General features: G+C 58.2%; 11 protein-coding genes and 1 pseudogene. 9 read left to right on the top strand and 3 right to left on the bottom strand.

All coding sequences use genetic code 11. The features are described from left to right. Nucleotides 1–8 precede the first annotated feature (8 nt). On the bottom strand, nt 9–143 hold the full coding sequence (gene rpmH, locus ACNFCJ_RS02425; protein ID WP_002551315.1) for a 50S ribosomal protein L34: 135 nt from the start codon (nt 141–143) through the stop codon (nt 9–11). Nucleotides 144–662: 519 nt separating this feature from the next. On the opposite strand from rpmH, the gene dnaA reads away from it, so the two are divergent. From dnaA to gyrB, 4 genes are read left to right on the top strand one after another with little or no spacing between them, the layout of a single operon-like run. Further along, nucleotides 663–2,153 (top strand): chromosomal replication initiator protein DnaA, encoded by a 1,491-nt coding sequence (gene dnaA, locus ACNFCJ_RS02420; protein ID WP_143505835.1) that lies wholly within the window; start codon nt 663–665, stop codon nt 2,151–2,153. A 38-nt stretch (nt 2,154–2,191) separates the two neighbouring features. Then, nucleotides 2,192–3,295: a DNA polymerase III subunit beta gene (gene dnaN, locus ACNFCJ_RS02415; RefSeq protein ID WP_416769611.1), complete on the top strand. Its 1,104-nt coding sequence runs from the start codon at nt 2,192–2,194 to the stop codon at nt 3,293–3,295. After that, complete coding sequence (recF, locus tag ACNFCJ_RS02410; RefSeq protein ID WP_416769609.1) at nt 3,295–4,398, top strand: DNA replication/repair protein RecF; 1,104 nt, start codon at nt 3,295–3,297, stop codon at nt 4,396–4,398. The genes dnaN and recF overlap by 1 nt, the downstream gene beginning before the upstream one ends. Nucleotides 4,399–4,402: 4 nt before the next feature. After that, nucleotides 4,403–6,823, top strand: coding sequence for a DNA topoisomerase (ATP-hydrolyzing) subunit B (gene gyrB, locus ACNFCJ_RS02405; RefSeq protein WP_416769607.1), 2,421 nt, complete (start codon nt 4,403–4,405; stop codon nt 6,821–6,823). A 122-nt stretch (nt 6,824–6,945) separates the two neighbouring features. Here gyrB and ACNFCJ_RS02400 read toward each other — a convergent pair whose 3' ends face one another. Next, on the bottom strand, nt 6,946–7,428 hold the full coding sequence (locus ACNFCJ_RS02400) for a hypothetical protein (protein WP_416769605.1): 483 nt from the start codon (nt 7,426–7,428) through the stop codon (nt 6,946–6,948). Next, on the bottom strand, nt 7,389–8,018 hold the full coding sequence (locus ACNFCJ_RS02395; RefSeq protein ID WP_416769603.1) for a protein kinase domain-containing protein: 630 nt from the start codon (nt 8,016–8,018) through the stop codon (nt 7,389–7,391). The genes ACNFCJ_RS02400 and ACNFCJ_RS02395 overlap by 40 nt, the downstream gene beginning before the upstream one ends. 181 nt (nt 8,019–8,199) lie before the next feature. Between ACNFCJ_RS02395 and ACNFCJ_RS02390 the strand changes: the two genes are divergently transcribed. The 5 genes and pseudogenes from ACNFCJ_RS02390 to tnpC form a co-directional block, all read left to right on the top strand. Then, entirely contained in the window at nt 8,200–8,439 is a 240-nt protein-coding gene (locus ACNFCJ_RS02390; RefSeq protein WP_416769601.1) for a type II toxin-antitoxin system RelB/DinJ family antitoxin, read from the top strand. Next, complete coding sequence (locus tag ACNFCJ_RS02385) at nt 8,429–8,716, top strand: type II toxin-antitoxin system RelE family toxin (RefSeq protein WP_003284885.1); 288 nt, start codon at nt 8,429–8,431, stop codon at nt 8,714–8,716. Before ACNFCJ_RS02390 ends, ACNFCJ_RS02385 begins: the two co-directional genes overlap by 11 nt. 49 nt (nt 8,717–8,765) lie before the next feature. After that, nucleotides 8,766–10,661: pseudogene (locus ACNFCJ_RS02380) on the top strand (TOTE conflict system archaeo-eukaryotic primase domain-containing protein); the annotation flags it as partial. Between the two features lie 82 nt (nt 10,662–10,743). Next, entirely contained in the window at nt 10,744–11,103 is a 360-nt protein-coding gene (gene tnpB / locus ACNFCJ_RS02375) for an IS66 family insertion sequence element accessory protein TnpB (protein WP_416769599.1), read from the top strand. 19 nt (nt 11,104–11,122) lie between these two features. Further along, the coding region (tnpC, locus tag ACNFCJ_RS02370; RefSeq protein WP_416769597.1) for an IS66 family transposase at nt 11,123–12,030 on the top strand (908 nt) is incomplete at its 3' end.

The following is a 12,030-nucleotide window of genomic DNA, read 5'->3' as shown; positions in this document are numbered from 1 at the left end:
TGGATTAATTAGACAGCAAGACGCTTGCGGCCCTTGGCGCGACGACGCGACAGGACGGCACGGCCGTTCTTGGTGGCCATGCGGGCACGGAAACCGTGGGTGCGAGCGCGCTTGATGGTGCTGGGTTGGAAAGTGCGTTTCATGGTGCGTTACCTGGGTGATCGACTAGGGTCGGTATGACCCCGGTTTTAAGAGACCGGCAATTCTAGAGAAAGCCGCGCGGTAGGTCAATTTCCAACCAACCTTATTCGCTAGATAGAAATAGAAAGAAGGAAAAGGGTTTAAAGCTCTTTTTCTATGTTTATGTTGAATGGTGCTGCCCACACCTGTGGAAAACCCGCTGGCTGCCCCATTCCAACTGCTCATGCGGTGATGATAAGTCTGTCCAAAAGGCGTGGTTGATCTGTGCGTGTCCTGCATACAGCCTGAGGATAGAAAACAGAGTTACCCACAATGCAGTTATCCGCCCGTTCATCCCCAGAGTTTTGCAGAAGGTTATTGGGCGCTTATCCACAAGTCTCATGGGCTGCTGATAAGTCTGATGAATATAAGTAAGGCTTTGATTTTACTTGGCCATCTAATCCCTGCTGTGTGGATAACTCGGTCGTTGGCCGTTACAATGGCGGCTGTTTTTGCATCGCCGCCTGGATAGGGGATAGTCAGTGTCAGTGGAACTATGGCAGCAATGCGTCGAGCTTTTGCGCGACGAGTTGCCGGCCCAGCAATTCAACACCTGGATACGTCCTCTGCAGGTCGAAGCCGAAGGCGACGAGCTGCGTGTATATGCGCCGAATCGTTTCGTACTCGATTGGGTCAACGAGAAGTACATGAGCCGTTTGCTCGAGCTTCTGAGTGAGCGCGCCGGCGGTCTGGTCCCTGCGCTTTCCTTATTAATAGGGAGCAAACGTGCAGCGACTGCCCGTGTCGCGCCAACGGCCCCGTTGCCTGCCGCTGCACGTGCAGCTCAGGTTCAGGCCGCCGCTGTCGTCAGCAAGCCGGTTCCGCCGCCTGCGCAGCAAGAGCCGTCGCGTGCCAGCTTCGATTCCATGGGGGGGGCCGCGCCGCAACCGCCAACTCCTGCCGTGGCGCCACGCACCGAACGTACTGTACAGGTCGAAGGTGGCCTCAAGCACACCAGCTACCTCAATCGCACCTTTACCTTCGATAACTTCGTCGAGGGCAAGTCCAACCAGTTGGCGCGCGCTGCAGCCTGGCAGGTGGCGGACAACCCCAAGCATGGTTACAACCCGCTGTTCCTGTATGGCGGCGTCGGCTTGGGCAAGACTCACCTGATGCATGCTGTGGGTAATCACCTGTTGGCGAAGAATCCCAACGCCAAGGTGGTCTACCTACACTCCGAGCGCTTCGTCGCTGACATGGTCAAGGCGTTGCAGCTCAACGCCATCAACGAGTTCAAACGTTTCTACCGTTCGGTGGATGCGTTGCTGATCGATGACATCCAGTTCTTCGCCAAGAAGGAGCGCTCCCAGGAGGAGTTCTTCCATACCTTCAACGCGCTGCTTGAAGGGGGTCAGCAGGTGATTCTCACCAGCGACCGCTACCCGAAGGAGATCGAAGGCCTGGAAGAACGCCTGAAGTCGCGTTTCGGCTGGGGGTTGACGGTGGCAGTCGAGCCGCCGGAACTGGAAACCCGCGTGGCGATCCTGATGAAGAAGGCCGACCAGGCCAAGGTCGATCTGCCGCACGATGCTGCGTTCTTCATCGCTCAGCGCATTCGCTCCAACGTGCGTGAACTGGAAGGCGCGTTGAAGCGGGTGATCGCTCACTCGCACTTCATGGGCCGAGATATCACCATTGAGCTGATTCGTGAGTCGCTCAAGGATCTGCTGGCCCTGCAGGACAAGCTGGTCAGCATCGACAATATTCAGCGCACCACCGCTGAGTACTACAAGATCAAGATCACCGATCTGCTATCCAAGCGTCGTTCGCGCTCGATCGCCCGACCACGTCAGGTGGCCATGGCATTGTCGAAGGAACTGACCAATCACAGCCTGCCGGAAATCGGTGTTGCCTTCGGCGGTCGTGATCACACCACGGTGTTGCACGCTTGCCGTAAGATTGCTGAACTTAGGGGATCCGACGCGGACATCCGCGAGGACTATAAGAACCTGCTGCGCACCCTGACTACCTGATCAAATCAATGCAGCTCCACGAGGCAAGGGACTAGACCATGCATTTCACTATTCAACGCGAAGCCCTGTTGAAACCCCTGCAACTGGTCGCCGGTGTCGTGGAACGACGCCAGACGCTGCCGGTTCTGTCCAACGTCCTGCTGGTGGTCGAAGGCCAGCAGCTCTCGCTCACCGGTACCGACCTCGAGGTCGAGCTGGTTGGTCGCGTCACGCTGGAAGACGCCGCCGAACCCGGTGAAATCACCGTGCCGGCGCGCAAGCTGATGGACATCTGCAAGAGCCTGCCAAGCGATGCGATGATCGACATTCGTGTCGATGACCAGAAGTTGCTGGTCAAGGCCGGTCGCAGTCGCTTCACCCTGTCGACGCTGCCTGCCAACGATTTCCCCACCGTCGAGGAAGGTCCAGGTTCGCTGACCTTCAACTTGCCGCAAGCCAAGCTGCGCCGCCTGGTCGAACGGACCAGCTTCGCCATGGCCCAGCAGGATGTGCGCTACTACCTCAACGGCATGCTCCTGGAAGTGCAGAGCGGCCTGCTGCGTGCTGTCGCTACCGACGGTCATCGTCTGGCCATGTGCTCGATGGAGGCTGCCATCCAGCAGGAAGGCAAGCATCAGGTCATCGTGCCGCGCAAAGGTATTCTCGAGCTGGCTCGCCTGCTGACCGAGCAAGACGCCGAAGTCGCCATTGTTCTTGGGCAGCACCACATCCGTGCCAACACCGGTGAGTTCACTTTCACTTCGAAGCTGGTGGACGGCAAATTCCCGGATTACGAGCGTGTGCTGCCGCGCGGTGGCGACAAGCTGGTGCTGGCGGATCGTCAGGGCCTGCGCGAAGCCTTCAGCCGCACCGCGATTCTGTCCAATGAGAAGTACCGCGGTATTCGCCTGACCCTGGCTTCCGGTCTGCTGAAAATTCAGGCCAACAACCCGGAGCAGGAAGAGGCCGAGGAAGAGATCGTTGTCGACTACAACGGCAGTGGTCTGGAGATCGGTTTCAACGTCAGCTATCTGCTGGATGTGTTGGGCGTGATGGGCACCGAGCAGGTGCGCCTGATTCTCTCCGACTCCAACAGCAGTGCCCTGCTGCAGGAAGCCGACAACGACGATTCTGCCTACGTTGTCATGCCGATGCGTCTTTAATGTCCCTAAGCCGTATCACGGTCACCGCGGTGCGCAATCTGCACCCGGTGACCCTCTCCCCCTCCTCCCGCATTAACATCCTTCACGGCGCCAACGGCAGCGGCAAGACCAGCCTGCTCGAGGCGATCCATCTGCTCGGCCTCGCCCGTTCCTTCCGCAGCACACGCCTGCAGCCTGTCATCCATTATGAGCAACCCGCCTGTACCATTTTCGGTCAGGTGCAGTTGGCCGAGGGCGGCTCCAGCAATCTGGGCATTTCTCGTGATCGTCAGGGTGAATTGCAGATTCGCATTGATGGTCAGAACGCACGCAGCGCTGCGCAGTTGGCCGATCTGTTGCCACTGCAACTGATCAACCCAGACAGCTTTCGTCTGCTGGAAGGTGCGCCGAAGATTCGCCGGCAGTTTCTCGATTGGGGTGTGTTCCACGTGGAACATCGCTTTCTAGGCGCCTGGCAGCGCTTGCAGAAAGCCCTGCGGCAGCGGAACTCGTGGCTGCGCCATGGTACACTTGACGGTGCTTCGCAGGCCGCGTGGGACCGCGAATTATGCAGTGCCAGCGTGGAGATCGACACCTATCGCAGAGCCTATATTCAGGCGCTGAAACCGGTGTTCGAGCAGACCTTGGCCGAGCTGCTGGAGTTGGACGGGCTGACCCTGAGTTACTACCGTGGGTGGGACAAGGATCGTGAGCTGAGTGAAGTGCTCGCCACATCCCTCCTCCGTGACCAACAGCTCGGGCATACGCAGGCAGGCCCCCAGCGGGCTGATTTGCGGCTGCGGCTTGCGGGGCATAACGCGGCAGAGATTCTATCGCGAGGACAACAGAAATTGGTGGTTTGCGCGTTGCGTATTGCCCAGGGTCACCTGGTCAATGAAGCCAAGCGTGGCCAATGTATCTATCTGGTGGACGACCTACCGTCGGAACTGGATGAGCAGCATCGCCAGGCATTGTGCCGGTTGCTGGAAGATTTGCGCTGCCAGGTGTTCATCACCTGTGTGGATCATGAATTGTTGAGGGAAGACTGGCAGACGGATACGCCGGTTGCCATGTTCCACGTGGAACATGGCCGTATCACCCAGACCCAAGACCATCGGGAGTGAAGGCATGAGCGAGAACCAAACGTACGACTCCTCCAGCATCAAGGTGCTGAAAGGACTAGACGCCGTACGCAAACGTCCCGGGATGTACATCGGTGACACTGACGATGGTAGTGGTCTGCACCACATGGTGTTCGAGGTGGTCGATAACTCCATCGACGAAGCGCTGGCAGGCTATTGCAGCGAAATCACCATCACCATCCACCCGGATGAGTCGATCAGCGTGCGTGACAACGGGCGTGGTATTCCGGTCGACATTCACAAGGAAGAAGGCGTCTCGGCGGCCGAGGTCATCATGACCGTGCTGCACGCCGGCGGTAAGTTCGACGACAACAGCTACAAGGTATCCGGCGGCCTGCACGGTGTGGGTGTCTCGGTGGTCAATGCCCTCTCCAAGGAGCTGGTACTGACCATCCGTCGTAGCGGCAAGATCTGGGAACAGACTTACGTGCATGGCGTACCGCAAGCGCCTCTGACCGCTGTTGGCGATACCGACAGTACCGGTACGCAGATCCACTTCAAACCCTCCGAAGAGACCTTCGCCAACATTCACTTCAGCTGGGACATCCTGGCCAAGCGTCTGCGTGAGCTGTCCTTCCTCAACTCCGGCGTAGGCATCCTGCTGCGTGATGAGCGCACCGGCAAGGAAGAGCTGTTCAAGTACGAGGGCGGCCTGAAAGCTTTCGTTGAGTACCTGAACACCAACAAGACCGTGGTCAACCAGGTGTTCCACTTCAATATCCAACGCGAAGAAGACGGTGTTGGTGTCGAAGTCGCCCTGCAGTGGAACGACAGCTTCAACGAGAACCTGCTCTGCTTCACCAACAACATTCCGCAGCGCGACGGTGGTACTCACCTGGCGGGCTTCCGCTCTGCCCTCACTCGCCACCTGAACAACTACATCGAGTCCGAAGGCCTGGCGAAGAAGTTCAAGGTGTCGACCACCGGTGATGACGCCCGCGAAGGCCTGACTGCGATCATCTCGGTCAAGGTGCCGGACCCGAAATTCAGCTCGCAGACCAAAGACAAACTGGTATCGAGTGAGGTGAAAACCGCAGTCGAGCAGGAGATGGGCAAGTACTTCTCCGACTTCCTGCTGGAGAACCCCAACGAAGCCAAGGCCGTGGTCGGCAAGATGATCGATGCTGCACGTGCCCGCGAAGCGGCTCGTAAAGCCCGTGAAATGACTCGCCGTAAAGGTGCGCTGGACATCGCCGGCCTGCCCGGCAAGCTGGCCGACTGCCAGGAAAAAGACCCGGCGCTGTCCGAACTCTACATCGTGGAGGGTGACTCCGCGGGCGGTTCTGCCAAGCAGGGCCGTAACCGCAAGACCCAGGCTATCCTGCCGCTCAAGGGCAAGATCCTCAACGTCGAACGTGCTCGCTTCGATCGCATGATTTCCTCGCAGGAAGTCGGCACCCTGATCACTGCGCTCGGTTGCGGTATCGGTCGTGAGGAGTACAACATCGACAAGCTGCGTTACCACAACATCATCATCATGACCGATGCTGACGTCGACGGTTCGCACATCCGTACCCTGCTGCTGACCTTCTTCTTCCGTCAGCTGCCGGAGCTGGTCGAGCGTGGCTACATCTATATCGCTCAGCCGCCGCTGTACAAGGTGAAGAAAGGCAAGCAGGAGCAGTACATCAAGGACGACGAGGCCATGGAGGAATACATGACCCAGTCGGCCCTAGAGGACGCCAGCCTGCACGTCAACGAGAACGCCCCGGGCCTGTCCGGTGGCGCACTGGAGAAACTGGTCGGCGAATACCGTGGTGTGATGAAGACCCTGGATCGCCTGTCACGCGTGTACCCCAAGGACATCACCGAACACTTTGTCTACCTGCCGCGCATCGCCGTCGAGCAACTGGCTGACCAGGCGTTCATGCAGAACTGGCTGGAAGGCTTTGCGGCACGTCTGAAGACTACCGAGAAGTCTGGCCAGACCTACAGTGCCAGCCTGCGCGAAGACCGCGAGCGCCACCTGTGGCTGCCGGAGGTCGAGGTCAAATCGCACGGTCTCGCCAGCTACACCACCTTCAACCGCGACTTCTTCGCCAGCAATGACTATAAGACCGTCACTACCCTGGGCGAGCAACTGAACAACCTGTTGGAAGAAGGCGCCTTTGTTCAGCGTGGTGAGCGCAAGAAACCGGTCAGCACCTTCAAGGAAGCGCTGGACTGGCTGATGGCCGAAAGTACCAAGCGTCACAGCATCCAGCGATACAAAGGTCTCGGTGAGATGAACCCGGATCAGCTGTGGGAAACCACCATGGACCCGGAAGTGCGCCGCATGCTCAAGGTGACCATCGAGGACGCCATCGCCGCCGACCAGATCTTTAACACCCTGATGGGCGATGCCGTGGAGCCGCGCCGCGACTTCATCGAGTCGAATGCCCTGGCGGTATCGAATCTGGACTTCTGATGTGGTGGAGGCGGACAAAGTTATTTGCCCTTTCGGCCAAAGTTAAGCGGTTCGCCAAAGTAATTTGCCAGTAGCTTGAAAGTAAAAGCCCCTGCTGACGCGAGTCCACAGGGGCTTTTTGCTTAGCTGAGGTCTGCGTTCCAGTCGGCCAAGAAGGCATCAGTCAGGCGATGCTTGGTCTTGTACTCCTCAACGATCCCGGCTGATTTCATTCTGCTGAAGGTCGCATTCAAAGAGGCTTTGTTGGTTTTGTTTCCTGGTATGTGCCTGGTTCTCAAGGCATCAATAACCCATTGGCTGCGAATGCGGGGTCGTTGATCGTTCAGCATGTCTACAACCAAGAACGTCATGTAGCCCTTGCTGATGCCCCATTTTCTGGCAAACGCGTCGGGTAGATCTTTGGTCTGCTGGGCAGTGATGTCCAGACCAAACCATTCAACGTAGTCATCAGAATGGAACGCAGTGCCTTCGTGCATCAGCTTCGCTACTTTGGCTTTCAGACCATCATTAAGCGCGGGGTGAGTGACTTGCTGTATCGCCCGCTCAAGATTGCCCCCTGCTTGCTTCAATACGCCGGGTTGTAGGCCACCAGCAATGAAGCCCAAAGCGCGTACAAATCTGCAAAAGCAGACCAGCCATGTTCGATAACACCTGGAAATTTGTATCGAAGATCACCCACTCGACGATCTTCGGCTGGCAGGGAACTCATGCCGACCAAGGTAGCTCTGACGCCGTCCACGAGGATGTTGAGCGGAGTTATGTTCCTATGGGTGAACCCCAGTCTGTGTAGATAGCCAAGCCCCGCGAGTAGTTGCTCAAGCCAGTTTCGGAACGCCTCAGCACTGATAGAGGCTTGGTCAAACAGCGTCTCACCAATCGCCCATGCTCGACTGATGAAGTAAGCATCGCTGTTCGGGATTCGAGCAAGATCGAATACCCGCTCCAGTGAAGGATGGTAGATCTGAGCGAGCCGATGATACTGATCAGACACCAGCTCCCAAACTTCATCAGCATCGTCATAAATCTGAACCGCGCAATCGAAGCGTCCAGCGACGTGGCGAGACCGCCAGATGCTTGAGAAAGCATCCTCATCGACCTGCTCGACCAATTCATAACGATTGTCGAGAACTGCTCCTGGCTCAGCCTCAAAAGGAGCGTCTGATGAGGCAAGTGCAGTTGAAGCTCCCTCGCTCATAAGGCTAGCTATCAAGTGTGATAAGCGTTCTGAGTGATGTGGCTACCGGGCACCTTGGGTCTGGCACCGCAGTCATGGGGCACTTGGTCGGTGTGCTACTGGCGGGGTCGCCAACCCGCTTGCCAAACTACGGCTACCCTGTCACTGTAAATACGAATGTCATTACAGTGAGGGTCGCATCATGGCGTCCATCAATATCCGTATCGACGACGAGCTTAAAGCCCGTGCTTACCAGGAGCTGGAAAAGCTTGGCGTCACCCCCTCTGAACTGATGCGCCAGGCTTTGCAGTATGTGGCCGAGCGCGGACAGCTGCCATTTCGCCCGGTGCTGATGAGCGAGGAAGATGAAGCGTTAATCGCCACGGTTCGTGAGCGCCTAGTCACTCCCCAGCGCGTGAAGGTTGCGCTGGATGACCTATAGCCTTGAGTTTGATGCGCGGGCACTGAAGGAATGGCAAAAGCTGGGTGATACCGTTCGCCAGCAGCTTAAGAAAAAGCTCGCTGAGGTGTTGCTGAATCCGCGAATTGAAGCCAACCGGCTCCATTCGCTGCCGGATTGCTACAAGATCAAGCTGCGTAGCAGTGGTTATCGCCTGGTGTATCAGGTGATCGACCATGAGGTGGTGGTGTTTGTGGTCGCGGTTGATCGCCGTGAGCGCGAGCAGGCGTACCGCAAGGCAGCCGAGCGCCTTAAATAGCTGGCTGGGTCAGCTGTTCCCCTCTGACTGAAAAGGTGGTCTAGGCACGATGGATGGTGGTGATCTGCTTGAGCATTTACGGGCCGAAAATGCTCGCCTGATCGCTCTGCTGGAAAGTCATGGCATCGAGTGGCGCTTGCCTGATGAGCCGCCGCTAGTCGAACCGACTAGCCCGCCTCCACTGATAAGTTCGAGTCTCGACACGGATGCCAAGTTGGCGCTGTTCAGGCGACTGTTTCGTGGCCGTGCCGATGTGTTTCCCATGCGCTGGGAAAGCAAGGCCGGTAAATCGGGCTACTCACCGGCGTGCGCCAATGAATGGCGACCCGGTGTGTGTGAGAAGCCACGGATCAAGTGCGGAGATTGCTCGTTCCGCCAACTCCTGCCGCTGACCGATCAGGTGCTCTACAAGCATCTGGCCGGAGATATTGTCATCGGCGTTTACCCGTTGCTGCCAGACGACACCTGCTACTTCCTGGCGGTGGATTTTGACGAGGCCGATTGGCGCGAGGATGTCACGGCGTTCGCTCAGTCTTGCCGTGAGTTGGGTGTGCCGGTGGCACTGGAGATTTCTCGCTCCGGTAACGGGGCGCATGCCTGGATATTCTTCGAGCACAGTGTCCCTGCGTCTGAAGCACGCCTGCTCGGCTCCGCAATCATCAGCCATACCTGCGAGCGTACCCGGCAACTGACGCTGGGCTCGTATGACCGACTGTTTCCAAATCAGGACAGCATGCCCAAAGGTGGCTTTGGCAACTTGATTGCCCTGCCCTTGCAGAAGCGAGCCCGCGCGCTTGGCGGCAGTGTTTTTGTCGATGAGACGCTGACGCCCTATTCTGATCAGTGGGCATTTCTGGCCAGCATTCAGCCTATGCCCGTGCAGGATATTTCGCCGAAAACCCTGCTGGCCACTGGGGGTCGCCATCCGTTGGATGTCGCCGCAGTAGCGGATGACGACGAGCCAAAACCCTGGCAGCGCACAGCGGAAAAGACTCAGAAGTTGGCTTGTCCGTTACCCGAGTCAGTGAATGTTACCCTGGCCAACCAGATCTATTTCAACAAGTCGGAATTGCCGCAGCCATTGGTCAACAAGCTCATCCGCTTGGCGGCCTTTCAGAACCCCGAATTCTACAAGGCACAGGCCATGCGTCTGCCTGTGTGGAACAAGCACCGGATCATTGGCTGCGCGGAAAACTTTCCCCAGCATATTGCCTTGCCCCGTGGCTGCCTGGATGACGTGCGAGCATTGCTACATGACAACGGGATTGAGCTGGTGCGGCACGATGAGCGCTTCGCTGGAGAGCTCATCGATGTCTACTTTGCGGGCACGCTACGCCCGGATCAAGAGGCTGCTCTCGAAGGCATGTTGGCGCAAGACACCGGCGTCCTCTGTGCGCCCACTGCTTTTGGGAAAACCGTCACGGCTGCCGCGCTGATTGCCCAGCGCGGTGTGAACACGCTGGTGCTGGTGCACCGGACGGAGTTGCTCCAGCAGTGGAAGGAGCGTTTGCAGGCGTTTCTGGGGGCAGACAAAACGAAGATCGGCACCATCGGTGGTGGTAAGGCCAAGCCGACAGGCATCATCGACATTGCCGTAATGCAGTCCTTGTCGCGGCAGGGCGAAGTCAGCGAGCAGGTGAAAAACTACGGGCAAATCATCGTAGATGAGTGCCACCACCTGTCAGCCTTTTCGTTCGAGGCCCTCCTCAAGGCTGCTGGGGCTAAATATGTGGTGGGGCTGACCGCTACACCCATACGTCGTGATGGCCAGCAGCCGATTATCTTCATGCAGTGCGGGCCCATTCGGCATACAGCGAGTAGGCCTGAGAGTGCTCCAGCTGATCTGGCCGTGACGCCGCAGTGGCTTTCTCGACCGATAGTCATGCCCGAAGGGACAGGCATCCAAGATGTCTTCTTGCAGGTGTGCAGCGACACAGAACGAACGTATGCGCTCCATAGACCCCATCTTCAACTGACCTCTCCGTATCCCGGATGCTGGGCTCCCTATTTTCCCGTGGAGTTCCGTCATGATGCGTCCCGACGCCAAAGTGCAGAAGGTCTATCTCTACCCAAAGCCCGTCGACTTCCGCAAATCCATCAACGGACTGGCCGCGCTGGTCGAGCTGGACATCAAGGTGGAGGTGTTCAACCCGGTGCTGTTCGTGTTCTTCAATCGCACGCGCAGCCAGGTCAAGATTCTCTACTGGGAGCGCAATGGCTTCTGCCTGTGGCTCAAGCGTCTGGAAGCCGAGCGCTTCAAGACCAAACCCGATGCGGGTGACGAAGCCATCGAACTGACGGTCGACGAACTGAACTGGCTGCTCGACGGCATCGACCTGTGGCGTAACCGTCCGCATCAGGTTCTGACGCCGCGTTACGTGGCCTGAGCCGGTATAATCCGGCGCTATGAAATGCGCCCCTGATAACCTTCCCGACGATCCCGTCCTGCTCAAGCAGATGCTGCTGTTGGCTCAGGGAAAGGTGGCGCAACTCCAGGAACAAGTCGCCTTGCTGCGCCACAAGCTGTTCTCGCCCAAGTCTGAGCGCAGCCCTGAAGACGCCGACTCACCGCAGTTGGCCATGTTCAACGAGGTCGAAGAGCTGATCGCAGCGCCGGCCGCCGAGCCAGCCGAAGCCGAAGCCGAAGCCGAAGCCGAAGCCGAAGAAGTCGTTGCGCCGGTCAAGCGCCGTGGCAAACGCAAGCCGCTGCCGGCCAACCTGCCGCGTGTGGAGGTCATCCATGAGCTGCCCGAGCACGAGCTGACCTGCGCCTGCGGCGCCTGCAAGCAGGTGATCGGCGAGGAGACCAGCGAGCAGCTGGAGATCATCCCGATGCAGGTGCGGGTCATCCGCCACATCCGCAAGACCTATGCCTGCAAGGCCTGTGAAACCGCCCCGGTCACCGCCGACAAGCCGGCACAACTGATCGAGAAGAGCTTGGCCAGCCCCAGCGTATTGGCGATGCTGCTGGCCACCAAGTACGCCGACGGTATTCCGCTGTACCGCTTCGAAAAGATGCTCAGCCGCCACGGCGTCGACATCCCACGGCAGACCCTGGCGCGTTGGGTGATCCAAAGTGGCGAGCAACTGCAACCGCTGCTCAACCTGATGCGCGACAAACTGTTCGAATACCCCGTGCTGCACTGCGACGAAACGCGCTTGCAGGTGCTGCATGAACCGGGACGCGACCCCTCGGCACAATCCTGGATGTGGGTGCAAAGCGGTGGGCCGCCGGACAAGCCGGTGATCCTTTTCGACTACACAGCCAGCCGCGCGCAGGAGGTGCCGCTACGCCTGCTCGATGGCTACCGCGG

Source organism: Pseudomonas sp. NY15364, assembly GCF_048068235.1.
Taxonomy (GTDB): Bacteria; Pseudomonadota; Gammaproteobacteria; order Pseudomonadales; family Pseudomonadaceae; genus Aquipseudomonas; species Aquipseudomonas mendocina_D.
This window is presented reverse-complemented; position numbering and strand designations above follow the sequence as displayed.